This is a genomic window from Burkholderia sp. FL-7-2-10-S1-D7, from assembly GCF_001524185.1.
Classification (GTDB): domain Bacteria; phylum Pseudomonadota; class Gammaproteobacteria; order Burkholderiales; family Burkholderiaceae; genus Burkholderia; species Burkholderia diffusa.
This window is the reverse complement of record NZ_LOWY01000017.1, coordinates 231,201-253,317: the sequence shown is the minus strand read 5'-3', so window position 1 is coordinate 253,317 and position 22,117 is coordinate 231,201. Positions and strand designations below refer to the sequence as shown.

The 22,117-nt window shown below is 67.4% G+C and carries 24 protein-coding genes and 1 pseudogene; 8 read left to right on the top strand and 17 right to left on the bottom strand.

Going from position 1 to position 22,117, the window contains the following annotated elements:
• The first annotated feature begins 13 nt into the window (after positions 1 to 13).
• Positions 14 to 808 carry an aminoglycoside phosphotransferase family protein gene (locus tag WS75_RS09950; protein ID WP_059680320.1) on the top strand — a complete coding sequence of 265 codons (795 nt, stop codon included), beginning with the start codon at positions 14 to 16 and terminating at the stop codon, positions 806 to 808.
• Positions 809 to 910: 102 nt separating this feature from the next.
• Here the strand turns inward: WS75_RS09950 and WS75_RS09945 are convergent, their stop codons facing one another.
• The 5 genes from WS75_RS09945 to WS75_RS09930 all read right to left on the bottom strand — a co-directional run bounded on the left by WS75_RS09945 (position 911) and on the right by WS75_RS09930 (position 4,906).
• Positions 911 to 1,747, bottom strand: a complete 837-nt coding sequence (locus tag WS75_RS09945; RefSeq protein WP_059680319.1) for a bifunctional allantoicase/(S)-ureidoglycine aminohydrolase — start codon at positions 1,745 to 1,747, stop codon at positions 911 to 913.
• Positions 1,748 to 2,447: 700 nt separating this feature from the next.
• Entirely contained in the window at positions 2,448 to 2,885 is a 438-nt protein-coding gene (locus tag WS75_RS09940; protein WP_059680318.1) for a hypothetical protein, read from the bottom strand.
• Between the two features lie 377 nt (positions 2,886 to 3,262).
• Positions 3,263 to 3,922, bottom strand: coding sequence for a methyltransferase family protein (locus WS75_RS09935; RefSeq protein ID WP_059680317.1), 660 nt, complete (start codon positions 3,920 to 3,922; stop codon positions 3,263 to 3,265).
• Between the two features lie 167 nt (positions 3,923 to 4,089).
• On the bottom strand, positions 4,090 to 4,254 hold the full coding sequence (locus WS75_RS34070) for a hypothetical protein (protein ID WP_006760791.1): 165 nt from the start codon (positions 4,252 to 4,254) through the stop codon (positions 4,090 to 4,092).
• A 232-nt stretch (positions 4,255 to 4,486) separates the two neighbouring features.
• Entirely contained in the window at positions 4,487 to 4,906 is a 420-nt protein-coding gene (locus WS75_RS09930; protein ID WP_059680316.1) for an HIT family protein, read from the bottom strand.
• A gap of 558 nt (positions 4,907 to 5,464) precedes the next feature.
• Here WS75_RS09930 and WS75_RS09925 point away from each other — a divergent pair.
• Entirely contained in the window at positions 5,465 to 6,868 is a 1,404-nt protein-coding gene (locus tag WS75_RS09925; protein WP_059680315.1) for a serine hydrolase domain-containing protein, read from the top strand.
• A 66-nt stretch (positions 6,869 to 6,934) separates the two neighbouring features.
• On the opposite strand, the gene WS75_RS09920 is transcribed toward WS75_RS09925, so the two are convergent.
• From WS75_RS09920 to WS75_RS09905, 4 genes are all read right to left on the bottom strand, one after another.
• Complete coding sequence (locus WS75_RS09920; protein ID WP_059608091.1) at positions 6,935 to 7,558, bottom strand: glutathione S-transferase family protein; 624 nt, start codon at positions 7,556 to 7,558, stop codon at positions 6,935 to 6,937.
• Positions 7,559 to 7,699: 141 nt separating this feature from the next.
• Positions 7,700 to 8,170, bottom strand: a complete 471-nt coding sequence (locus WS75_RS09915; protein ID WP_059680314.1) for a DUF2269 family protein — start codon at positions 8,168 to 8,170, stop codon at positions 7,700 to 7,702.
• Entirely contained in the window at positions 8,167 to 9,420 is a 1,254-nt protein-coding gene (locus WS75_RS09910) for an SDR family oxidoreductase (RefSeq protein WP_059680313.1), read from the bottom strand. Before WS75_RS09910 ends, WS75_RS09915 begins: the two co-directional genes overlap by 4 nt.
• A gap of 144 nt (positions 9,421 to 9,564) precedes the next feature.
• Complete coding sequence (locus WS75_RS09905; protein WP_006760784.1) at positions 9,565 to 10,098, bottom strand: GbsR/MarR family transcriptional regulator; 534 nt, start codon at positions 10,096 to 10,098, stop codon at positions 9,565 to 9,567.
• Positions 10,099 to 10,302: 204 nt separating this feature from the next.
• On the opposite strand from WS75_RS09905, the gene fabV reads away from it, so the two are divergent.
• Complete coding sequence (gene fabV / locus WS75_RS09900) at positions 10,303 to 11,505, top strand: enoyl-ACP reductase FabV (protein ID WP_059680312.1); 1,203 nt, start codon at positions 10,303 to 10,305, stop codon at positions 11,503 to 11,505.
• Positions 11,506 to 11,668: 163 nt separating this feature from the next.
• Here fabV and WS75_RS09895 read toward each other — a convergent pair whose 3' ends face one another.
• Both WS75_RS09895 and WS75_RS09890 read right to left on the bottom strand, forming a co-directional pair.
• A complete protein-coding gene (locus WS75_RS09895; RefSeq protein WP_059680311.1) occupies positions 11,669 to 12,247 on the bottom strand; it encodes a hypothetical protein in 579 nt (192 codons plus the stop codon).
• 172 nt (positions 12,248 to 12,419) lie between these two features.
• Positions 12,420 to 12,950 carry a GNAT family N-acetyltransferase gene (locus WS75_RS09890; RefSeq protein WP_059680310.1) on the bottom strand — a complete coding sequence of 177 codons (531 nt, stop codon included), beginning with the start codon at positions 12,948 to 12,950 and terminating at the stop codon, positions 12,420 to 12,422.
• 195 nt (positions 12,951 to 13,145) lie between these two features.
• Between WS75_RS09890 and WS75_RS09885 the strand changes: the two genes are divergently transcribed.
• The 3 genes from WS75_RS09885 to WS75_RS09875 all read left to right on the top strand — a co-directional run bounded on the left by WS75_RS09885 (position 13,146) and on the right by WS75_RS09875 (position 14,568).
• The gene (locus WS75_RS09885) at positions 13,146 to 13,523 is read left to right on the top strand and encodes an ArsR/SmtB family transcription factor (RefSeq protein WP_059680309.1); all 378 of its coding nucleotides are present in this window, start codon (positions 13,146 to 13,148) and stop codon (positions 13,521 to 13,523) included.
• A complete protein-coding gene (locus WS75_RS09880) occupies positions 13,486 to 13,971 on the top strand; it encodes an SRPBCC family protein (RefSeq protein ID WP_059680308.1) in 486 nt (161 codons plus the stop codon). The genes WS75_RS09885 and WS75_RS09880 overlap by 38 nt, the downstream gene beginning before the upstream one ends.
• Before the next feature lie 120 nt (positions 13,972 to 14,091).
• Positions 14,092 to 14,568 carry an SRPBCC family protein gene (locus WS75_RS09875; RefSeq protein ID WP_059680307.1) on the top strand — a complete coding sequence of 159 codons (477 nt, stop codon included), beginning with the start codon at positions 14,092 to 14,094 and terminating at the stop codon, positions 14,566 to 14,568.
• A gap of 25 nt (positions 14,569 to 14,593) precedes the next feature.
• On the opposite strand, the pseudogene WS75_RS33475 reads toward WS75_RS09875, so the two are convergent.
• Positions 14,594 to 14,749 (bottom strand): annotated as a pseudogene (locus WS75_RS33475) (amidohydrolase family protein); the annotation flags it as partial.
• Positions 14,750 to 14,970: 221 nt separating this feature from the next.
• Here WS75_RS33475 and WS75_RS09870 point away from each other — a divergent pair.
• Together WS75_RS09870 and WS75_RS09865 are read left to right on the top strand one after the other, a co-directional pair.
• Entirely contained in the window at positions 14,971 to 15,609 is a 639-nt protein-coding gene (locus tag WS75_RS09870; RefSeq protein WP_059680415.1) for a 2-hydroxychromene-2-carboxylate isomerase, read from the top strand.
• Between the two features lie 526 nt (positions 15,610 to 16,135).
• Positions 16,136 to 16,831, top strand: coding sequence for a phosphatase PAP2 family protein (locus tag WS75_RS09865; protein WP_059680306.1), 696 nt, complete (start codon positions 16,136 to 16,138; stop codon positions 16,829 to 16,831).
• 136 nt (positions 16,832 to 16,967) lie between these two features.
• Here WS75_RS09865 and WS75_RS09860 read toward each other — a convergent pair whose 3' ends face one another.
• From WS75_RS09860 to WS75_RS33470, 5 genes are all read right to left on the bottom strand, one after another.
• Positions 16,968 to 17,627 (bottom strand): glutathione S-transferase family protein, encoded by a 660-nt coding sequence (locus WS75_RS09860; RefSeq protein WP_059680305.1) that lies wholly within the window; start codon positions 17,625 to 17,627, stop codon positions 16,968 to 16,970.
• Between the two features lie 123 nt (positions 17,628 to 17,750).
• Complete coding sequence (locus WS75_RS09855) at positions 17,751 to 18,821, bottom strand: rhodanese-like domain-containing protein (protein WP_059680304.1); 1,071 nt, start codon at positions 18,819 to 18,821, stop codon at positions 17,751 to 17,753.
• A gap of 430 nt (positions 18,822 to 19,251) precedes the next feature.
• A complete protein-coding gene (locus WS75_RS09850) occupies positions 19,252 to 20,097 on the bottom strand; it encodes a peptidylprolyl isomerase (RefSeq protein ID WP_059680303.1) in 846 nt (281 codons plus the stop codon).
• 81 nt (positions 20,098 to 20,178) lie between these two features.
• A complete protein-coding gene (locus tag WS75_RS09845; RefSeq protein ID WP_257129351.1) occupies positions 20,179 to 21,978 on the bottom strand; it encodes a ShlB/FhaC/HecB family hemolysin secretion/activation protein in 1,800 nt (599 codons plus the stop codon).
• Positions 21,975 to 22,115 carry a hypothetical protein gene (locus tag WS75_RS33470; protein WP_156429745.1) on the bottom strand — a complete coding sequence of 47 codons (141 nt, stop codon included), beginning with the start codon at positions 22,113 to 22,115 and terminating at the stop codon, positions 21,975 to 21,977. Before WS75_RS33470 ends, WS75_RS09845 begins: the two co-directional genes overlap by 4 nt.
• Positions 22,116 to 22,117: the final 2 nt, after the last annotated feature.

Here is a 22,117-nt window from a genome sequence, read left to right as displayed (position 1 = left end):
TACCATCGTCTGCATGTTCGACACGTACCTGCGCCTGTGGAACCTCGTTCCCGACGGCGGCCCGATCCTGACCGCGAGCGGCGGCGTGCTGCCCGTCGTCTGGCACGCGCGGCCCGCGATGCTGAAGGTCGCGACCTGCGACCAAGAGCGCCGAGGCAACGCGCTGATGACCTGGTGGAACGGGGATGGCGCCGCGCGCGTGTGGCTGCACGACAGCGACGCAGTGCTGCTCGAACGCGCGCAACCGGCACCCACGCTCATCGGCCTGTCCGTCGCGGGCCACGACGACGATACGATCCGGATCGCATGCCGCGTGGTCGCGCGGCTGCATGCGCATCGCGCACCGGCAACGCCCGAGGTCGTGCCGCTGACCGACTGGTTCCACGCGCTGCTGTCGCACGACACGGGCGATGACACGCTGCGACGTTCGGCCGCGACGGCGCACCGGCTGCTGGCCGCGCCGCCCGTCGACGACGTCGTGCTGCACGGCGACATCCATCACGGCAACGTGCTGCACTTCGGCGATCGCGGCTGGCTGGCGATCGACCCGAAGGGTCTGCGCGGCGACCGCGCGTTCGATTACGCGAACCTGTTCTGCAATCCCGCGCACGACATCGCCGTCGATCCCGCCCGCTTCGCGCGGCGCTGCGCGCTCGTCGCCGAGGCCGCGCGACTCGACCGCCGCAGGTTGCTGCAGTGGATCCTCGCCTGGGCCGGTTTGTCCGCGGTCTGGCTGATGGAGGACGACCTGCCGCCCGATACGCGTGTGCAGGTCGCGAGGATGGCGGCGTCAGCGCTCGACGCGTAACGTGCGACGGCCGTCACCACGTCGGCTGCATCGCGTCGCGGCGCCCATGAAAAAACCCGCCGGCATGCACCAGCGGGTTTTCGTGTCCGACGTGCGCGACGCTTAGCGCGCCGGATTCAGCGTCAGGTTCATGTGACGGTTCACATCCTTGTACAGCAGGTAACGGAAGCGGCCGGGGCCGCCCGAATAGCATGCCTGCGGGCAGAACGCGCGCAGCCACATGAAGTCGCCCGCTTCCACCTCGACCCAGTCCTGGTTCAGGCGATAGACGGCCTTGCCTTCGAGCACGTACAGGCCGTGCTCCATCACGTGCGTCTCGGCGAACGGAATCACGCCGCCCGGCTCGAACGTCACGATGTTCACGTGCATGTCGTGACGCATGTCGCTCATGTCGACGAAGCGCGTCGTCACCCATGCGCCGTTGGTGCCCGGCATCGGGATCGGTTCGACGTCCTGCTCGTTGGTCACGAACGCTTCCGGCAGCGCAATGCCGTCGACGGCCTGGTAGTGCTTGCGGATCCAGTGGAAACGCACGGCGGCATCGCTGACGTTGTGCAGCGTCCAGTCGGCACCCGGCGGGATGAAGGCGTAGCCGCCCGGCTTCAGCGTGTGCTGCTTGCCTTGCAGCGTCAGTTCGGCCTCGCCTTCGACGACGAACAGCACGGCTTCGGCGTTCTTGTCCTGCTCGGGCTTGTCGCTGCCGCCACCCGGATTCACTTCGACGATGTACTGCGAGAAGGTTTCGGCGAAACCCGACAGCGGACGCGCGATCACCCACAGGCGCGTGTTGGTCCAGAACGGCAGCCAACTCGTGACGATGTCGCGCATCACACCCTTCGGAATGACCGCGTACGCCTCGGTAAACATCGCACGATCGGTCAGCAGATCGGTCTGCGGCGGGTGGCCGCCATGCGGCGCGTAATACGTTGTCTTAGACATAAAGCATCCAGGCAATGGGTTGGTCCGGCCCCGGGTCGCAACGGCGGGCGCGGCACGCGTGTGGGGCACGCATGCGGCGGCGGGACATCGCTGCCGGGGTGGCTTGAAAGCGCGTGCGCCTTCGTTCGGTCGGCCAGGCTTCGCGACGGGCCCGCCCGGTTCAGCGGGCGGGGCGAGCCATGCTTGCGGGTCCGGCGGCCGGGCCGCGGACACTCGGGGTCATGCGGCGGGGCACGGGGGACGGCACGGTTCGATTCCGTACGCGGGCAGCGCTGACGATAGCGAAGTCGATCCCGATCGACCAATTAAATGTTGCGATGACATCCATTCGATTTCGCACTACCCGCCATCGCGCGCGATGGCCCGTGAACGCGTGCCGCGGACACGTCTGCGCATCAGGGAAATCCTGATGACCGGACGGCGGCGCGTCGATCGGCGAGGGCGACATGAGGATGACCGAACCTGCGCGGCTGCATGTCGATGCAACTGGCGGTATCGTCTACAAGCGGGAAAGATGAAGCGGGAGAGCGTGTGCCGACCCGTCGAGCGGGGCCGGGCATGGACTGCCAGAGGGTGAAGGGCCGCCGGTCTTGCCGGCGACGGCCGCCCGGCTGAGGCCGCCGGGCCGGCTGTCGGATCGGGTGCCGACGCGTCGGGCGCGCCGGTGCGCAAGCCGCGCACCGTGCCGCACCCGAGTCGATCAGTCCCAGTCGCGGTGGTGGTGATGCTTGCGGTGACGATAGCCGCGATCGCCGTGATCGCGTTCGTACGAGCTGCGCGACAGGTTGCCGCCCAGCGCCGCGCCCGCGCCACCGCCAACGGCCGCGCCCAGCAGGCCGCCCGTGCGGCCGCCCATTGCGTTGCCGGCGGCGGTGCCTGCGCCGCCGCCGAGGGCGCCGCCGATGATTGCGCCGGTGCGCTCGCGACGGTTCGACGTCACGGCACCACCCGCGCCGCCGCCGATCGCGCCGCCGATGACGGAGCCGGTGCTGCCGCCGACCGCGCCCCCGACCGCTGCGCCGGCAACCCCGCCGAGCGCGCCGCCAAGCGCATTGTTCAGGTCACCGGCCATGGCCGGCAGTGCGGTCGCGCCGGTCAACGCGGCGACGACGAGAGCGGGGGCGATTTTCTTCCACATTCCCGTATTCTTCCTTGTTCGCAATCTGGTTATCGAAAGTCCGCTCGATACGACGATCTGAATCGATCGACGTCGATGCCGGCATTGTGCCGAATCCCGGACCAATTCATTTCAATGAGCTTGCGGCGAAGAATAGCACCGGTCGAGCCGGCTTGCCGTCGACATTCTGGTAACAAGTTGTTTACCGAAAGAGGACCGGAAAAGGTTGCCGGAAACCGCCGAAAAAGCCCGCCGGCAGGGGCTCCGGGCGTGGTCATGCCCCGTTTTTCGGCATTGCCGAACGCGCCCGTCGCGCGGGTTCGGACACACGTGGCAACACATTGGAGGCGCGCCGCGAGCCGGCTCGCATCGCCCTGCTCGTTCGGGCCAAACGAGGGTCAGTACAGGCCCGGAATCAGCCGCCAGGTGTGCGCGCAGTACGCGTCGTATTCGGCGCCGAATTGCGCGCGCAGCAACGCCTCCTCGGAACGGATGCGCGCGACGAGCGGAATCATCGTCAACGCGACGAGCAGCAGCCCGACGCCCGAGCGGAACGCCAACGCCCAGCCGGCCGAATTGACGATCAGGCCGAGATAGCTCGGGTTGCGGATCCGGCGATAGATGCCGTCCGTCACCAGCGTATGGCCCGGCTGGATCGCGACGAGCCCGCTGAAGCGCTTGCCGAGCACGAACACGGGCCAGATGCGCAGCACGCCGCCCGCAACGTACAGCACGACGCCGATCCAGCGCACCGTGGCGCCGCCGAGGGTCCACACGTCGAGCCGGTCGGTCAGCGCCGGCACATACGCGAGCAGCAACCCGCTGACGCCGAAGGCCGCGAGCACCCAGCGATTGTCGCGGTCCTCGCGCTCGCCGGCGCTCAGGTTGCCCTCGGTCAACAACGCGACAGCGGCCAGCGCGAGCGTCACGACGGCGATGACGGTCAGTTGCGGATGCGAGAAGAAGGCGGCGAACCCACCGATGCCGAGCACGGCGAGCCCGAGATAGACGAGCGTGGAGACACTCGCAACGATTGCGAACTTGCGCGTAACGGCCATGGCTTGCCTCGCCGGAGTGGGCTTTCCTGTGAAGTATAGGAACCCGGGCGGGCGATGCGCACGCGCGCCGTCAAGCGGCGCGCGAGTTTGCGCTGCGAGAAGTGGCGGCGGCGGGTCGAACGACGCGCTCGTTCGACGTGCGGGCGGCGCCCGCGGCCGCCACCCGGTCAGCGAATGCGGAAGTTGCCGCCGATCCCGACGCTGACCGGCGGTGCGTAATAGGCCGGCGCATAGCCGTAGTAGGCCGGCGCGGGCGCGTAGCCGTAAGGCGGCGCGACATAGCAGCCGGACAGGCCGCCGATCAGCGCAAACGTGATGAGAACTTTGTACATGGCTCGATTCCCGGCAAGGAGGACACGTCGCATCGCGCGAAAGCCGTGCCGTCGCAGCCCTTGACGGCCGGCACGAAGCGGCAACCGCCCCTTCCTGTCGCTCGATGCAGCAATGCGCGGAGTCTAGCGCCGGAGCCGCCAGGCCGAGTTTCGCGAGCGGTTACACGTGTTACGTGGCGTGACCGCTGAAACAGGTGCGAACGGCGCCCCCGAATCACGAGCCATCCATGCGTTACACGAAATGCGCGCGGATACGCTCGGCGAGCGATTCGAGCGTGGCCGCGTCGGCGATGTCGCGCGCGTGCATCCGCAGGTCGACGCCTTCCCAGCGCGGAATCACGTGGAAATGCACGTGCGGGACCGTCTGGCCCGCCGCCGCGCCGTTGAACTGGCCGATGAACACGCCGTCCGGCACGAGCGCCGCGCGCACGGCCGCCGCGACGCGCTGCGTCATGCGGATGCCGGCCGCCGCTGCGTCGCCGGACAGCTCGAAGATCTGCGCGGCCGGCTCCTTCGGGATCACGAGCACGTGACCGTCGGCCTGCGGCATGAGATCCATGATCGCGAGCGTTGCGTCGTCTTCGGCGACCTTCACGCACGGCAGTTCGCCGCGCAGGATCCGGGCGAACGGGTTGTTGTTGTCGTAGGACATGGCGTTTTCCGATTTTGCGATTGCGGTTTGACTGGGAACGATGCCGGACGATTATCGGCCGACGGCGGGTCGGAGTTCAACTTGTCAGGCCGTGTCGCGATCGCGGTGAACAATGCACGCCGGCTCGCGTGTCATGTCGCGCGCCGGGTGGCATGTCCGGCCGTCGCCATCCTCTTAGTTCGAGTGCGGGTTCGCCCGACAAGACTGCGGATGCGCGCCGGACCGGTCCCAACGCGCGGGTGATCGGCCCGACCGGCCTCGCGTACGCGCCGAACATCGACGTGCCGTATGTCGCGTCCACCAGCGACAACACGAATACCGCGCCGATCCGGACACGGCGTTCGGACAACCACAACGCACGATGACGCACCGCGTGGACGGGCCGAATGCGGCCCGTTCGAACCTGCGCGATCGACACATGCGATTCGCACACGCCGGGCACCATGCCGCCTGATCGACGCCGCCCGGCGTCGCCACTCCCGCGATTGCCACCGCTTGCCCGAACCTGCGACACTGCCGGATCGTTGCCGGCCGGCACGCCACCGAGGACGCTCGCGCATGACGATCCCCTTCAAATCGCTGATCCTGCGCGGCGTCGCCGTCGCGCTCGTCGCCGCGGTGGGCTATACCGGCTACATGCTGTCGCGGCTCGCCCCGATCGCGACGGGTTATGCCGCGAAGGCGCTGTGTTCGGGCGTGTTCGTGTCGGGCCGTCCGGCCGCGTCGGTGATCGATGTCGACATCATGGCCGGCGTGCACCCGCTGCTGAAACTGGTGCGCCCGTCGATCGATCCCGAGCATCATCGGGCCATCGCAACGTTCGCCGGATTCGCGCAACGCGAAGCGAACTTCCGGCCCGGGCTCGGCTGCACGCTCGCGCTCGGGCCGTCGCCCGGCGTGCTGCCGGCCGCGCTGCCGCCCGTCCCCGATCCGCCGCCCGCGCAGGAAGCGGCGCCGGCCGCACCGCCCGCCGGCATCGACGCACGCAAGCTGCAGACCGCGCTCGACCGCGCGTTCGATGAACCCGATCCGGCGCGGCCGCGGCGCACCCGCGCGGTCGTCGTGATGTGGCGCGGCCAGGTCATCGCCGAACGCTATGCGCCCGGCTTCACGGCCGACACGCCGCTACCCGGCTGGTCGATGACGAAGACCGTCACGGCCGCGCTGGCCGGCATGCTCGTCGCGCAGCACAAGCTGTCGCCGGACGCGTCGGCGCTGCTGCCGGAATGGCGCGACAGCGGCGACCCGCGCGCGGCGATCACGCTCGACGAGTTGCTGCGGATGACGAGCGGCCTGCAATTCAACGAAGACTACGACGACCCGCTGTCCGACGTTGCCGTGATGCTGTTCACGCAGCCGGACACCGCGCGCTTCGCGTCGGCCAAGCCGCTCGCCGCGCGGCCCGGCACGCAGTGGTACTACTCGAGCGGCACGAGCGCGATCGTCGCGCGTGTGATGCGCGAGGCAATGGGCGGCACCGAGAGCGACTACCTCGCGTTTCCGCGCCGCGCGTTGTTCGCGCCGCTCGGGATGCGCAGCGCGGTGTTCGAGCCCGATGCGGCCGGCACGCTCGGCAGCGCGTCGTTCATGTACGCGAGCGCGCGCGACTGGGCGCGCTTCGGGCAGCTTCTGCTGCAGGACGGGGTGTGGGACGGGCAGCGGCGGCTCCCGGAAGGCTGGGTGCGCTACCTGACGCGCGCAACGCCGCTGTCGACGCGCGGAGAATTCGGCGCGCATCTATGGGTCAAGGTGCCGGAGCCGTTCAACGATCGCGATCCACACGCGCGCCCACTGCCCGCCGACGCGTTTCATGCGGTCGGCCATGAAGGCCAGTTCGTGAGCGTGGTGCCGAGCCGCGAGCTCGTGGTCGTGCGGCTCGGGCTGTCGCGGCCGGAATCCGCGTGGAATCACGAGGCGTTTCTCGCGCGCGTGCTCGAGGCGGTACCGGCATCCGGCACGTGACGTGCCGCGGGGAGGCAGCGTTGCGGCGGCAGTCACGCCGCCCCGACGCGCGTGAGATGCAATGCGTTACGGGTTCGCGCTGCCCGCATACTGCTTGAAGCCCTCGCGCGTCGCCAGACGCTCGATGTAGCGCTTCACCGCCGGGAATTCCGGGTGCTCGAACGGCGTGCCGAACCAGCGGTTCACCGACAGGCCGATCGGAATGTCGGCGAGCGTGAAGTGGTCGCCGGCCACGAACGCGCCGGTCGCCTCGAGCTGCGCGTTCAGTATCTGCATGTGCTTCGTCCAGCCCGCGATCGACTGCGCGATCGCCGCCGGATCCTGGTGATCGGGCGACTTGCGCACGAGGCCGAGGAACGCCCCCACCCACGAACGGTTCAGGTCCGTGCCCTGCCAGTCGATCCACTGGTCGACGCGTGCGCGCGCCCGCGGCTCGGCCGGGTAGAGCGCGTCGCCGCCATAGCGGTTCGCGAGATAGCGGATGATCGTGTTCGACTCCCACAGCACGAAGTCGTCGTCCTTGATGACCGGCACGAGGCCGTTCGGATTCAGCGCGAGGTAGGTCGGATCGTTCGTCGTGCGAAAGCCCGCGCCCCAGTCTTCCTGTTCGAACGGCAGGTTGAGTTCGGTGCACAGCCACAGCACCTTGCGAACGTTGATGGACGGGATCTTGCCCAGGATGTGCAGCATGCAGGCTCCTTGTGAGGTCGAATGCGAAGCGTCCGGATCGCGCGAAACGGCCCGAACGCGCTCCTGTCGAAGTTATACACGAGCTCACGGGAATCGACAGGGCGTCCGGCGAAATCGCCGCGCGCGGCCCCGCTGCTTCGCTTACACAGGCTTGACCACCATCAGGAAATACACGCTCAGCATCGCGAAGAACGCCGGATAGCCGAGCAGCTCCCAGCGCTTCGCATAACGCCAGTAGCGCGCCGGCAGCTCGGCATCGCCATTCGCATGCGCGAGCGTCGCCATCGCGGCCAGCTCGATCTGCAGCCACACGACCGGCAGCCAGCACGCGCCCGCGATCGCATACAGCACGATCGACGCGGTCAGCCATGGCGTCGTCCACGGCCAGCCGGCCGTGTGCGCGAGCCACAGTCCGGACGCGGGCTGGAACAGCACCGCAGGCGTCGTGAACCACCAGTCCGCGCGCACCACGAGGCGCGACACCGCAGCGATCGCCGGCACGGAGCGCGTGCGGTTCGCGAAGAACAGGTAGAACGCGGTGCCGAAGCCCGTACCGACCATCAGCACCGAGGACAGGATATGCAGCGTCTTGATCACGAGATAGGTGTTCATGCGCGTTCTTCTTCTGAATAGAGGATCAACAGGATCGCGAGAATCGGCACGTTCTTCAGCACGGGGCCGAACGGCTCGGCGAGCAGGCCAGGCATCGTGGCCGCGATGACGGCCGAATACGCGACGATCAGCGCGCCTTGCACGGCCCACAGACGCCGGGACGGCGCGGCGACGGTCGCCACGCCGAACGCGAAGTCCAGCGCGCAGGCGCCGTAGAGCGCGATCAGCGCGGGCAGTCCGCTCAGGTGGGCGCGGGCGAGCATCGCGAGGCTGTCGTGACGCGGATGGATGAACGCGCTGGCGATGGCCGTCCAGATCCAGACGATCGCGAGCGCGCCGAGCAGCAGCGGCCGCCGCCATATCGCGAGCGCATCGCAGCGCAGCGCGGCCGCGTTCGCGCCGATGAAATCCCGCAGCCCGCGCGGCGGCCGGCCAAGCACGGCCGCGAGCGCGGCGGGATCTCCGGTATTGCCGCCGCGCAGCATCGTCCACGTGTCGCGGGTCAGCATCGCGCCCGGCATCGTGCCGAGCAGCGCGGCCGCCGTGCCGACCAGCGGGCCCGGCAGCGCGACGCGCGCCGCCGGCGGGAAACCCAGCGCGGCGCGATAGACGCTCAGCATCTCGCGATACTCGACTTCGTCGCCACCGACCGCGTCGATGACCGGACGACCGGCCGCCGACGCATCGACGAGCCGCGCGACGAGCTCGGCGAGATCGTCGACGTGCACGGGGCGCAGCCGCTGATGGCCGCCCGCAGGCAACACGTGCACGGGCAGGCTCGCGAGCATTCGGAAGAACCGGGCGGACGTGCCGGCGGTTCCGTAGACGAGTGCCGGACGCACGATCCGGTAATCGAGCGGCAGCGTCTGCAGGAAGGTGTCGGCCGCGTGCTTGCTGGCGAAATACGGCGTGTCGCCGCGCTCGACGCCCAGCGCCGAGATCTGGATCACGCGTCGCACGCGGGCACGGCAGCATGCGGTGAAGAGCGCGCAGGGCGCCGCGCGATGCACGGTGTCGAACGTCGCATCACGCCGGTCGGCGAGGATCCCGACCGCATTGATCACCACGTCGACGCCATCCAGCCGGGCGAGCCATGCGTCGGGATCGACGTCCTTCGCGAAGTCGATCGCGACGTCGTGCGCGCCGACCGCCTGCCGCACGCCGCGCAGCACGCGATGGCCGCCGGCCTCGAGCCGCGCGCTCAGCGCCCGCCCGATGAAGCCGTTCGCGCCGCAGACGAGGATGTTCATGTCGCACTCCGCGATGCGGAATGCCGGCGGATCGGCAGCGTCATCTCGTTCATTTTTTTCATCCTCTATATTCAGTTATTTCTGTAACGACAGAAATATGGATGCCAAAAAAAGCGGGCTGCGTGCCCGCACGTCCGGTGCCGCCTACTTCGACGACTTGCGCCTGACCGTCTGGCTGATCTTCGCGCCGATCCCGAGCGCCTTCATCAGCGTGTCGGGCTTGAGCCGCAGCATCTCGTCCGACCAGGTCGTGAGCGTCTCGACGAACTGCAGCGTGTCGCGAATGCGCTGTTCGGTTTCGCGGCTCTCGTCGGCGATCTCGGGGCTCGTCAGGCAATCGCGCAGCACCGTGAGCGTCGGTTCGATCTCGCGTTGCCGCCGTCCTTCGACGATCAGCTTGAACAGTTCCCAGATGTCGGTCGACGTCTCGAAGTGGTCGCGGCGATCGCCCAGCACGTGCACGACCTTCGCGAGCCGCCATGCCTGCAACTCCTTCAGGCTCGTGCTGACGTTGGAGCGCGCGACGTTGAGCGTCTCGGCGATCTCGTCGGCCGCGACCGGCCTTCCGGCCAGGTACAGCAGCGCATGAATCTGCGAGACGGTGCGGTTGACGCCCCATCGCGAGCCCATTTCGCCCCAGTGGAGGATGAATCGTTCGGCAATCGGTGTGAGTTCCATGTCGGGAAATTTAGTTTTTTCAGTTATTTCTGTCAAGAGAGAAATAACTGACGGCTACGCGAATCGCCGCGTCGATGGTCCGACCCCGGGCAACTGCGCATGCCGCCACCGCCCGCGTTTCCCGCCCTGCCCGCCCGCTTCCATTACAATGCGCGGGATTTTTCCGATTTCAGGCCGTCCCCGCCTTTCTGACTAGAGGTTTCCATGATCATCAAACCGCGCGTGCGTGGCTTCATCTGCGTGACGACTCATCCGGTCGGCTGCGAAGCCAATGTCAAGGAACAGATCGACTACGTGACTTCGCACGGCCCGATCCCCAACGGCCCGAAGAAGGTGCTCGTGATCGGCGCGTCGACGGGCTATGGCCTCGCCGCCCGGATCTCGGCCGCATTCGGCTCTGGCGCGGACACGCTGGGCGTGTTCTTCGAGCGCGCCGGCAGCGAAACGAAGCCGGGCACCGCCGGCTGGTACAACACCGCCGCGTTCGAGAAGTTCGCCGCGGAAAAGGGGCTCTATGCGCGCAGCATCAACGGCGACGCATTCTCCGACAAGGTCAAGCAGATCACCATCGACACCATCAAGCAGGATCTCGGCAAGGTCGACCTGGTCGTCTACAGCCTCGCGGCACCGCGCCGCACGCATCCGAAGACGGGCGAAACGATCAGCTCGACGCTGAAGCCGGTCGGCAAGTCGGTCACGTTCCGCGGCCTCGACACCGACAAGGAAGTGATCCGCGAAGTCTCGCTCGAGCCGGCGACGCAGGAAGAGATCGACGGCACCGTCGCCGTGATGGGCGGCGAGGACTGGCAGATGTGGATCGACGCGCTCGCTGAAGCCGACGTGCTGGCCGACGGCGCGAAGACGACCGCGTTCACGTATCTCGGCGAGCAGATCACGCACGACATCTACTGGAACGGCTCGATCGGCGAAGCGAAGAAGGATCTCGACAAGAAGGTGCTGTCGATCCGCGACAAGCTGGCCGCGCACGGCGGCGATGCCCGCGTGTCGGTGCTCAAGGCCGTCGTCACGCAGGCGAGCTCGGCGATCCCGATGATGCCGCTCTACCTGTCGCTGCTGTTCAAGGTGATGAAGGAAAAGGGCACGCACGAAGGCTGCATCGAGCAGGTGTACGGGCTCCTGAAGGACAGCTTGTACGGCGCGAAGCCGCACATCGACGACGAAGGCCGCCTGCGCGCGGACTACAAGGAGCTCGATCCGCAAGTGCAGGCCAACGTCGTCGCCATGTGGGACAAGGTGACGAACGAGAATCTGTACGAGATGACCGACTTCGCCGGCTACAAGACCGAGTTCCTGCGCCTGTTCGGCTTCGAGATCGCCGGCGTCGACTACGACGCGGACGTGAACCCGGACGTGAAGATCCCGGGCATCATCGACACCACGGTCTGACGACCGGGCCCGCCGCGCGCGACGCGTGGCGGCGGGCTGACTCTCCGGCAGCGAAGCCCGAACGGCGTCGCCCCGTCGGGCACCGCCGCCGGCAGCGCGGTTCGCACTTGCCGTGCGAGCGCGTCGGCGGCGCCATCCGCGTATCGGGCGATCGCGTCCCGCGCTATTTCACCGCCCTTGCGGCATCCCACAGCGGCTGTCCACCCAGCGCCGCATGCCACACGCCGAAACGCGCGCGCCACGACTCGAACGGCTCCGTCAGCGGATGACGAGGATCGCCGCTGAGCGCATACGCCATCCCCTCGATCAGCCAGCGCGGCTTGGTCGCCACCGCGAGGTTGCCGAGCACTTCGGCCTGACGATGATGGATCAGCTCGTGCGCAAGAAAGAAGGTCTGCCAGCCGCGCGGCGCGACGACCACGCCGAAATCCCCGAGCGTCAGGGCCGCGCGTTCGCCGAGACCGAACTTGTCGGCACACTCGCGCGTCGAGCAGAACACGACGCGCGGTGCCTCGCGAAACGGGCCCACGGCCGCCGCCGCGCGCGCATAACCGTCGCGATAGAGCTGCTGCGCGGCGTCGAACTTCGCGGCATCGTCCGTGCAGATGTCCGCACTGGGGCACGACACGCCGGGAAGCAGCGCGGGCGCGACGACGCGTAGCGGCTTGACGAGTGCAAAGGCGGCAATCGGCACCGCGACGAGCAGGCCCGTGAGGGCTAAGGCGATATGGGAGCGTTTCATCGGGGCGGCGATTCCGTTGGCATGGTGGTGGCGTGTTCCAGCACGAATATATCGGAGCGGCGCCGTGGCCATCCGACATTTTTTCCGCCCGGCGTCCGGCATCCGGCCCACGGCCCCGCTCCGCCGCACTGCGCGCCGATCGCGAACCGGATTGCGATCGCATCCAGCCCGGTTACGCGAGCTGCTTGTGAAAATACGTCGTCGCGCACAATGCGCCGTCGGGCATCAGCGCGAAGTTCGGCACGACGCCGACGCGCTCCCAGCCGGCCCGCTCGTACAGACGCTCGGCATCGCCGCCCGTCACGGTGTCGAGCACGAGCACGGTCTTGCCGGCATCGCGCGCGGCTTCGTCGGCAGCCGTCAGCAGCCGCGCCGCGATCCCCTGCCGGCGTGCATGGCGGGACACGAGCATCTTCGCGATGTCCGCGCGATGCGGCTGGTTCTCCGGCTGCGCGGTTACGACCTGAACGGTGCCGACGATCCGGCCGGCGACGTCCTCGGCGATGAGCAGGATGCGCTCGCCGCCCGCGACGCCCGCGGCGACGCGCGTCCAGAACGCAACGACGGTCGAACGCTCGACCGGCAACATGAAACCAACGGACGCGCCGCCCTCGACGCAATCGATCAGCACGTCGGCCAGCGCGTCGATGCACGCATGCGCTTCGATCGCATCGACGCGGCGCACGGTCATGGGTTCGGTCATACCCTCTCCGGTATATCAGGTGGGGCACGCGTTCGGTCTGCGTGCGCCCGGATCGAATGGAATGCCGACGTGCACTCGATGCATGCGCAACGGCGGCCGGTGCAAGGCAACACGGCTCCAGCCCGATTGGCGCGTGTTACCGCCCCATCATGCTACGCGATGAAAAATCCGGCTGAATCGCCTATGCTTAGCCACATGGCTAACTTTCAACCCGGCATCAGCGACGTATTCCACGCACTCGCCGATCCGACACGCTGCGCGATCGTCGGCGCGCTCGGCAATGGCGGGCGGACCGTTTCGGCACTGGCCGCGCCGTTCGACATGGCGCTGCCGTCGTTCATGAAGCATCTCGCGGTGCTCGAGCGCAGCGGCCTCGTCACGACCCGCAAGACTGGCCGCTCGCGCACCTGCGAGCTGGTCGGCAGCCGGCTGGCGGAGGCCGAGAAGTGGCTCGCCGCGCAGCGCGCGCACTGGGAAGCGCGCTCCGATCGTCTCGTGGAATTCGTCGAACGCCTTCACCAGGAGGAGCAAGCGCATGTCAGCCAGCCACGTCGACCCCGCCGAAGCCCATGACCTCGTCATCACGCGCACGCTGCGCGCGCCGCGCCAGGCACTCTGGCGCGCATGGACCGACCCGGAATTGCTGAAGCAATGGTGGTGCCCGAAACCGTGGACCACCGAAGTGCACGCGTTCGACCTGCGCCCGGGCGGCGCCTTCCACACGTTCATGCGCGGCCCCGACGGCGGCACGAGCGACAACCCCGGCTGCTTCCTCGACATCGTGCCGGAAGCGCGAATCGTATTCACGTCGATGCTCACGGGCGGCTGGCGGCCGCAGGTGCCGTGGCTGGGCTTCACGGCCGTCATCACGATGGCCGACGACGGTGCCGGCTGCCGCTACGAGGCGCGCGTGATGCACCCTGATGCCGCCACGCGCGAGCGGCACGAGGCCCTCGGCTTTTTCGATGGCTGGAACATCTGCATCACGCAGCTCGACGAATTCGCGGCCGCGTTGCGCTGAATGCGGCCGCATGCGCGGGCCATTGCATGCGGCCGCACGCGCGCCTAGGATTCCTGAAGGGCGCATGACCAGACGCCAGCATCCGGCGTGCGCCGTCGTGCGCGTTCCGCGGGAGGCCATATGCTGCACATGCACACGCATTCGACCCGGGTCAGCCGGCACCTGAACGCGCCGCGCGGGTGCGTCTACCGCGCGCTGCTCGATCCGCGTGCCGTCGAACAATGGAAAGTGCCGGACGGCATGACGTGCCGCGTGCACGCATACGACGCGCGCGAAGGCGGCGCGCTGCGCGTGTCGCTGAGCTACGACGAACCGTCGGACGGCACCGGCAAGACCACCGCGCACACCGACACCTATCACGGCCGCTTCGTGACGCTCGTGCCGGACCAGAAGATCGTCGAAATCGACGTGTTCGAAACCGACGATCCGATGCTGCGCGGCGCGATGACGGTCACGATCATGCTGTCCGACGAAGCAGGCGGCACACGCATCGATGCGGTACACGACGGTGTGCCGCCCGGCGTGCCGGCCGCCGACAACGAGGCCGGCTGGCAAATGGCGCTCGCCCGGCTGGCCGCGTTGGTCGAGACGGGCTAGCGCGAGGCGACGGGCGCAGGAAACATCAGCCGAGCCGGTACGCGCGCGTGACGGTCCCGCGGAACGGCGCATCGCGCTCGCTCGGACCCGCGTGCATGGTCAACCGCTTGAACGCGTTCCAGCCGTTCACGTACGAACACGAACCCTTGTCGACCGGGAAATTGCTCTAGAACATGCAGCGCTCGGCGGCGCAGGCGCGCGCCACGATGCACCGGCCGTGCGCGACAGTCTCGCCCGATTCGCGGGACCGGACGGCCCCGCCCAGCCATAACCGGCCGCGCATGCGGCGATGAGGCAGCGCAAAAGGCGGTCGCATGCGACACTGGCCGTCGACGCATGCAGCACGCCGTCGAACGGCGCCGCACATGCAACCGCCGTCCGGACACGCAAGGGAACCCCACGATGAACGCCGCGCGCACCGCCACCTGGTATTTCGATTTCGTTTCGCCGTTCGCGTATCTGCAGCAGGAACGGTTCGATCAATTGCCGCCTGCCGCCGCATACGCGCCGAAGCCGATCGTGCTCGGCGCGCTGCTCGCACACTGGGGCCAGAAGGCGCCGGCCGAGATCGCGGCGAAGCGCATCTTCACGTATCGCCACGCGCAATACCGCGCGGACAAGCTCGGCATTACGTTCCGGATGCCGCCCGCCCATCCGTTCAACCCGATCCGGCCGCTGCGTCTCGCGATCGCGATGGGCGGCTCGCCCGAGGCGATCCGGCGGATCTTCCGCTACATCTGGCGCGACGGCCAGGACGTATCGACGCCGGACGGCTTCGCCGCGCTGTGCGAGGCGGTCGGCTTTCCGGAAGGCGTGACGGCCGTCGAAGCCCAACCGGTGAAGGACGCTCTGCGTGCGAACACCGATCAGGCGATCGCGCACGGCGTGTTCGGCGTGCCGACCTTCGAACTCGACGGCGACCTGTTCTGGGGCGACGACGCGACCGACATGTTCGTCGACTGTGCGACGTCGCGCGCGTGGCTCGACTCGCCCGAAGTGCGCCGCATCAGCGCGCTGCCCGAAGGTATCCGGCGCGGCTGACGGCACGCGCGACGACGCTCGCGTGTCGCGCCCTTCGACGCGCAGCGTCACGGCTTCGCGCCTCATCGCGACGAAGTCCACGAGCAGCGCCTAGCGCAAGCGCTGCTCGCCAATGCGGCGCGGGCAGGCCCAAACGGCTTGCACACCTTTTCTTTTCATTTTCGTTCGGCGCATCGCGGCCCGGCGCAGCACGGCAGATCCACGCGGGATGCGACGCGCATTCGATCATCCGATGCAAGTGCGCGATGGCTCACCGAATCGTCCAGTTCAACACATTATTTTTCGACGATGCGCAGTGACCGCGCGCGCAACCGTCAGATGATTCAACATGACCGCGCCGCACGGTCATCTCAAATCCGGCCCCATCTGAAAATCGCGTTTTCTCAGGGGAATCCCGGTATTTTTTCCCATTTTCTTCGAAATTACCGGTGACATACTTGCCCCCCATTGCGCTCCCGTGCGAGCGCGCTTCCTGATCCCTGCCGGTCGCGTGTCATGTGCCGCGCGTCCGCCGGGGGCGCAGAACATGAACAATTTCGACACCGCGATCCAGACCTTCCTCACCCACGTCTCGTTCGGACCGCTGATGAATCACGCGATCCGCGTGATCGCCGGCCTCTATACGTTCAAGGGCTTCATCCTCATTCCCGTGCTGTGCTGGCTGTGGTTCCAGCCGGGACCGGAACGCGAACGGCAACGCGAGCTGGTCATCGCGACGGTCGCGAGCGGGCTCGTCGCGCTCGCGTTCGGCCGGTTGCTCGCGAAAGTCCTGCCGTTCCGCGTGCGGCCGATCTACAACCCCGATCTGCACCTGCACTTCCCGTCCGAGGAACTGCGCGCGGCCACGCTGCAGGCGTGGAGTTCGTTTCCGAGCGATCACGCGATGCTGTGGCTGGCGATCGCGACAGGCATCTTCATCATCGCGCGCCGGGCCGGCGTGCTCGCGCTGCTGTATGCGGTCGTGTTCATCTGCGTGCCGCGCGCCTATCTCGGCTATCACTACCCGACCGACCTGATCGCCGGTGCGGCGATCGGCATCGCGATCGCGTGGCTGCTGACGCGCGATGCGATTCGCTCGCGCTTCGCGCCGCAAGTGCTGGAGGCGATCCGGCGCTTCCCCGCGCCGGCCTACACGCTCGCGTTCCTGCTGTGCTTCGAGCTGATCACGCAGTTCGACGAACTGCTGACGCTCGCGCAGTCGGTCAAGCACACGACGATGTAACGGGACGGCGCCGCCATGCATCCGCTGCTGTCGTCACGACGCCCGGGCACGCGCTGCCGCCCCTGCGCGGCGGCATCACGCCCCGCACGCGCCGCCGGTCAGGTCGTCGCCGCGTCGGCACACGCGGCCGCGCATGTCAGTCGCGATCGGGCGCGCCGAGCGGGAAGAACGCACGATACGGCCGCGCCTCGTCGACCGCACGCGCGAACGACGGCCGCGCAAGCAGCCGCTTGCGATACGCGATCACGTTCGCGAACGATGGATCGATCCGGTGCGTCCAGTCCGCGTAGAACAGGAACGGCGCCGCGCCGCAGTCGGCGAGGCTGAAGCGGTCGCCGGCCGCCCATTCGCGATCGGCCATCGTGCGATCCAGCCACGCATACGACGTTTCGAGCATCGCGCGCGCGTCGGAGACACCCCGCGCATCGCGCTCGTGCGCCGGACGCAGCGCATCCAACACGATCTTCTGCTGCGGCGTCGATACATAGTTGTCGAAAAAACGATCCATCGTCCGCACGTCCAGCGCCGCGCGCCGGTCGTCGGGCACGAGTCGCACGGGGCCCGGATGGTAGAGGTCGAGGTATTCGACGATGATCGTCGCCTCGATCACGGTGCGGCCCGCGTCGACCAGCACCGGGAAACGCTTCATCGGCCACAGCGCGGCCAATTCCTGCATCGGCTTCGGATCGTCGTGCGCGAGCACGCGATACGCGAACGGCGTGCCGTTCTCGTACAGCGCGGTCAGCACCTTCTGGCAGTAGGACGAAAAGGGATGGGCGGATAGCGTCGGCGTCATTGCGGGCTCTCGGGTTTCGGCGCCGCGTCATGCAGCGCCATGTGATCGGATACCTTGACGACGAACGGCGCCTCGCCGATTCGACAGCGGCCCGAACATTTTTTCGTATGCGGTATCGCACCGTTACGACCGGCCATCCATCACGACGCGGCCTTCGCCGCGCCAGCGCAGCATCCCGCCGCCGAGGTTCGCGACCGCATCGAAACCGGCCTTCAGGAGGATCACCGTCGCCTGCGCGGAGCGGCCGCCGGCACGACACACGGTCACGATCGGTCGGTCGCGCGCGAGCTCGCCGGTGCGCGAGGCCAGTTCCCCGAGCGGAATCGGCGTCGCGCCGGGCAGGTGGCCGAGCGGGCCCGAGAATTCGTCCGGCTCGCGCACGTCGACGACCTGCACCTCCGGCAGGTGATCCTCGAGCCACTGCGGATCGATTTCCCAGAACCCGGCGAACGTGTAGACGAGCGGCGCCCAGTCGGCCACCGCGTGCGCGTCGGGTGCGTTCGCAGCCACGCCGCACTGCAGGTTCGCCGGCACCGCGACGTCGATCTGGCGCGGATGCGCGAGCCCGAGATTGCGCATGTAGCCCGCGAAATCGTCCTCGCTGAGATCGCCGCCGAGGCGCGGGTTGAAGCGCCGCTCCTCGCCGACGCTCGTCACCGTCAGCCCGCGATAGTCGTGCGCGGGATACAGCAGGCAGGCGGCCGGCAGCGTGAACAGCCGGCCATGCACCGCGCGATACAGCGCGCGCGGGTCGCCCTGCTGGAAATCGGTGCGGCCGGTGCCGCGTATCAGCAGGCAGTCGCCGGTGAACGCCATCGTTTCGTCGTCGAGCACGAGGCTGATGCAGCCGCTCGTGTGGCCGGGCGTCGAGCGCACGGTGAGGTAGCGCGAACCGAATGCGCAGCGATCGCCGTCGTTCAGGTAACGGTCGGCGCCCTGCGCGCCGCTCGCGGCGGAAATCGCGATCGCGCTGCCGGTGCGCTGCTTCAGCAGCCACGCGCCCGTCACGTGATCGGCGTGCACGTGCGTGTCGACGGTCGCGACGAGCCGTAGCTCGAGCTCGTCGAGCAGTGCCGCGTCGCGGCGCACCTGCTCGAACACGGGATCGATCAGCAGCGCTTCGCGCGATGCGCCGTCGGCAAGGAGGTACGTGTAGGTCGACGATTGCGGGTCGAAGAGTTGCCGGAAGATCATGGCGAAGTCGCTCCGTCGGCTGGGCGTGCGGGTTGGATGGAGGGTGCGGGGCGTACAACCCGCACCGCGTGTATCGCCGCCGCGCGGGGCGCACGTTCATACAGCGTAGTTCAAAACACGCGCGCCACTGGCATCGCTGCACGCGCCGGGGACGTCATGCCGCGCCCGTAGCGTCGCGCGCGCTGCCTTACACTACCGCCTGTTCTCGTCTTACGAACGGTGGCGGGTGGAGTGAGCGCCCCCCCAGTAAACAGTGCCATGATGTAAGCGAGTTTTCGGCGGACTTTTTCAGTATGAAAGGAGCCGTACGATGAAACGCAAGCGCTTCAGTGTCGAGCAGATGTGTGGCGGTGTTGAAACAGGCCGAAGCAGTTCTGCCTTCGTTCTAACCCGGCGCGCGGAGCGTTGATGCGACATACCGATCGATTGCCTACTGCTGAATCGTTGCGGTCTTCAACAGGCCACCGACGAACTGCGCACTTGCCTTTTCCAGTGCAAGCGCCTCGAGTTGCTGGCGGATCGTGGCCTGCGCCTGGTTGAATGCCGGCACCTGCGTCGGTCGCTTGGAGTCGAGTTTCACGATGGCGCGCGCGCCGTCGACCGGGATCGAATCTGGCGTGACGGCGCCGACCGGCAGTTTCTCGAGCGCCTGCGCGATCGCGACCGGCAATCCGGACGTCTTGCCTTCCGTCGCCGGCGTCTTGAAGCTCACCCACGGCAACTCCCCACCGCTATCGCGGCTCGGCGCGATGCTGTACTGGCGAGCCAGACCTTCAAACGACTTGCCTGCCTTCAGTTCGCTCACGACGGTCGCCGCCGTCGCGGCATCCCTGACGACGATCAGGCGCGGCTTGTATTCGTCCTTGCCGAGCGACGCGACAATTTCGTCGTAGCGCGACTTCACCTGCGCATCCGTGACCGGCTCCGGCTTCACGTTGTCCTTCAGATACAACTGCGTCTGGGCATTCGCTTTCGCCACCTGCATGGCCGTCTGCACTTCGGGTTTGCTGCCGTAGTTTGCCTTCTCCGCTGCCTGCTGGATCAGCACGCGTGCGATCAGCTGATTCTTGATCACCTGGCGCACCTGCGGCGTATCCGGTTGCCGCGACGCCCGCAGCACGGCATCGACTTCCGCCTGCGTGATTGCCGTGCCGTTCACCGTCGCTACGGTGTTCGTTGCCGCGGACGCGGCCGGCGTTTGGGCGTGGGCAGACCCGGCAAGTGCGCCGGTGAGCGCGGTTACCATCAACGCATAATTCAGTGTCGCTTTCATCATCGTCTATTCGTCGAACAAGAAGCCGCGAAGCAGACGCTTCGCACAAATGCACCCGTTCCTTGGAATGACGGGTGCGGCCGATCAGTAATTCCAGTTCATCGTGGCCAGCACCAGCGTTGCTTTCGGACCGAGTGCGGCCGGTTGCATCAGCGCCCGGCCGATCAGGACCTCGCCGGACAGAAACTGTTTGCGCCATTGCCATTGGGCGCGCAGTCCCGCGCCCGCCCCGGCCAGCGTCGGGAAACCCGGCACCGCGACGAGGCTGGCCTTGCCAGCGTCGACGAACACGTACGGTTCGATTCGACCGTCTTTCCAGGCCGGCGCGTTCACCCACGCGAGCTCGTTGCGCGAGTAGAAACCGCGATCGCCGGCGATTTCTCCCGACCGAAAGCCGCGGACGGTATCCATCCCGCCGAGGTACAGTTGCTCCGAACCGAACAGCGCCATGTTCGTATATTGCCCGCTCAACACGCCCCGATAGGCGAGCAATGCGCGTCCGATCTTCGGCAGCGGCAGCGTGAAGGCGGCCGTCGCATCCACCTTGGTGAACTGGCTGTGCGCTTCATCGCGCGAGATGCCATGCGGATCGTGGTTCGCGCCGAACCACGGCAGCCCCTGCGACAACCCACCGTTGATCGTGAAATTGCCCTGCGCATCGTTCATCACGAACTTGTGCAGCCAGTTGCCGGCCAGCCGCAATACAGCGACGCGCTGCGGATCGAGGTCGATGCCGTTGACCTCGCGATCGGTGCGGCGCCAGGACACTGTGGCGTCGACACTGGTGATGTCGCTCACGCTGCGGCTGACCAGATAGTTCCAGCCGAAGATGTGCGAAAGCGTGCGGCCATATTCGAGCGCGGTCGTGCCGATCAGTTGCTGATACTCCGAATCGGAGATCGTGTAGCTGAACGTATGGCGGCCGAACGGCACGGCGAACGAGCCGACGATCGCGTTGCTGTCGAGGCTGTCGAGGAAATTCACGCTCAGCGATTCCTGCAGGCCGAGCAGGTTGTCGGCCTCGACGCCCGCACGGTAGCGCGTCACGCCCGTGGCCGAACTGCCGTAGTTGTCGACGCCCAACGTGTAATACAGGCGATCGCCCGGCTTGTTGCCGATATCGACGATCGATTCGCCCGGATTCTGACCCGGCAGAATCTGGACCGTCGCCTGATTGCGGCGCAGGCGATTGATCTGCGCCACGCCCTGATCGATGTCGGACAGGCGCAGCGGATCGCCGGACGCCGTCGGGAATGCGTTCTCGTAGCCAGAGTCCGTGAACCAGCCGCCGCCCGACGATGACTCGCCCGGCCTGAGCCGGTGAACCGGTTTGCCGTTGATCGTGAACGCTTCGATCACGCCGACCTGAATCGTGATCTTGAGCGTGCCGGACGCGAGATTCTGCGGGCCGAGTAGTGAGCGCGTCGTCACGAGGCCGCGTTCGACGAATACGTCCGTGATCCGCTTCAGCATCACGTTGATACGGTGCGAGCCGAGATCGTGGCCGATGAACGGCGCCACGACCGCGTCGAGCTGCTGGGTCGTGATGCCGCCGGGTGGTTCGAACGGCTTCCCGTCGGCGGTTTGCAGCACGATTCGTTGCACCGGAAAGGTCGGGCCGGTTTCGACGATGGAATCGACCGGCGTGCCGGGCGGGATATCGAGCGTCGTCTCGGACGTCGGCGCAATCGTGATCGATACGGGCGGCTGCTCGAGCTGCCGCTGGCGCGCCTGCTCGCGCTGCTGTTCGATGATAAGTTGCGCCGGGTCCTGCACGGGGCGGGCCGCCGGAGGCGGGGTTTGCGCATGTGCCGATACATGCAGCGCGGCCAGGCTCGCGACCAACAGCGGCAGTTTCAATCGAGGGAAAACGCGTGGTTTCATCGTTGTTGTGCGTGCGGATGCCCGAGCGTCAATGTGGCCTTACCGAAAACACCGCTTTGCGAGGCGGCAATGACGATCACCATTGCGAGGAAAACGACGACGGTCAGCCCGAGACGATTTTTGCTTTGATAGTTCATGG

What these genes read in the sequence shown, in the direction of transcription:
- WS75_RS09850 (WP_059680303.1), bottom strand. Translation starts at nt 20,097, where the DNA reads ATGATGAAAGCGACACTGAATTATGCGTTGATGGTAACCGCGCTCACC.
- WS75_RS09945 (WP_059680319.1), bottom strand. Translation starts at nt 1,747, where the DNA reads ATGTCTAAGACAACGTATTACGCGCCGCATGGCGGCCACCCGCCGCAG.
- WS75_RS09880 (WP_059680308.1), top strand. Translation starts at nt 13,486, where the DNA reads ATGTCAGCCAGCCACGTCGACCCCGCCGAAGCCCATGACCTCGTCATC.
- WS75_RS09905 (WP_006760784.1), bottom strand. Translation starts at nt 10,098, where the DNA reads ATGGAACTCACACCGATTGCCGAACGATTCATCCTCCACTGGGGCGAA.
- WS75_RS09935 (WP_059680317.1), bottom strand. Translation starts at nt 3,922, where the DNA reads ATGGCCGTTACGCGCAAGTTCGCAATCGTTGCGAGTGTCTCCACGCTC.
- WS75_RS09845 (WP_257129351.1), bottom strand. Translation starts at nt 21,978, where the DNA reads ATGAAACCACGCGTTTTCCCTCGATTGAAACTGCCGCTGTTGGTCGCG.
- WS75_RS09930 (WP_059680316.1), bottom strand. Translation starts at nt 4,906, where the DNA reads ATGTCCTACGACAACAACAACCCGTTCGCCCGGATCCTGCGCGGCGAA.
- fabV (WP_059680312.1), top strand. Translation starts at nt 10,303, where the DNA reads ATGATCATCAAACCGCGCGTGCGTGGCTTCATCTGCGTGACGACTCAT.
- WS75_RS09915 (WP_059680314.1), bottom strand. Translation starts at nt 8,170, where the DNA reads ATGAACACCTATCTCGTGATCAAGACGCTGCATATCCTGTCCTCGGTG.
- WS75_RS09925 (WP_059680315.1), top strand. Translation starts at nt 5,465, where the DNA reads ATGACGATCCCCTTCAAATCGCTGATCCTGCGCGGCGTCGCCGTCGCG.
- WS75_RS09950 (WP_059680320.1), top strand. Translation starts at nt 14, where the DNA reads ATGTTCGACACGTACCTGCGCCTGTGGAACCTCGTTCCCGACGGCGGC.
- WS75_RS09895 (WP_059680311.1), bottom strand. Translation starts at nt 12,247, where the DNA reads ATGAAACGCTCCCATATCGCCTTAGCCCTCACGGGCCTGCTCGTCGCG.
- WS75_RS09940 (WP_059680318.1), bottom strand. Translation starts at nt 2,885, where the DNA reads ATGTGGAAGAAAATCGCCCCCGCTCTCGTCGTCGCCGCGTTGACCGGC.
- WS75_RS09855 (WP_059680304.1), bottom strand. Translation starts at nt 18,821, where the DNA reads ATGATCTTCCGGCAACTCTTCGACCCGCAATCGTCGACCTACACGTAC.
- WS75_RS09870 (WP_059680415.1), top strand. Translation starts at nt 14,971, where the DNA reads ATGAACGCCGCGCGCACCGCCACCTGGTATTTCGATTTCGTTTCGCCG.
- WS75_RS34070 (WP_006760791.1), bottom strand. Translation starts at nt 4,254, where the DNA reads ATGTACAAAGTTCTCATCACGTTTGCGCTGATCGGCGGCCTGTCCGGC.
- WS75_RS09890 (WP_059680310.1), bottom strand. Translation starts at nt 12,950, where the DNA reads ATGACCGAACCCATGACCGTGCGCCGCGTCGATGCGATCGAAGCGCAT.
- WS75_RS09920 (WP_059608091.1), bottom strand. Translation starts at nt 7,558, where the DNA reads ATGCTGCACATCCTGGGCAAGATCCCGTCCATCAACGTTCGCAAGGTG.
- WS75_RS09875 (WP_059680307.1), top strand. Translation starts at nt 14,092, where the DNA reads ATGCTGCACATGCACACGCATTCGACCCGGGTCAGCCGGCACCTGAAC.
- WS75_RS09865 (WP_059680306.1), top strand. Translation starts at nt 16,136, where the DNA reads ATGAACAATTTCGACACCGCGATCCAGACCTTCCTCACCCACGTCTCG.
- WS75_RS33470 (WP_156429745.1), bottom strand. Translation starts at nt 22,115, where the DNA reads ATGAACTATCAAAGCAAAAATCGTCTCGGGCTGACCGTCGTCGTTTTC.
- WS75_RS09885 (WP_059680309.1), top strand. Translation starts at nt 13,146, where the DNA reads ATGGCTAACTTTCAACCCGGCATCAGCGACGTATTCCACGCACTCGCC.
- WS75_RS09910 (WP_059680313.1), bottom strand. Translation starts at nt 9,420, where the DNA reads ATGAACATCCTCGTCTGCGGCGCGAACGGCTTCATCGGGCGGGCGCTG.
- WS75_RS09860 (WP_059680305.1), bottom strand. Translation starts at nt 17,627, where the DNA reads ATGACGCCGACGCTATCCGCCCATCCCTTTTCGTCCTACTGCCAGAAG.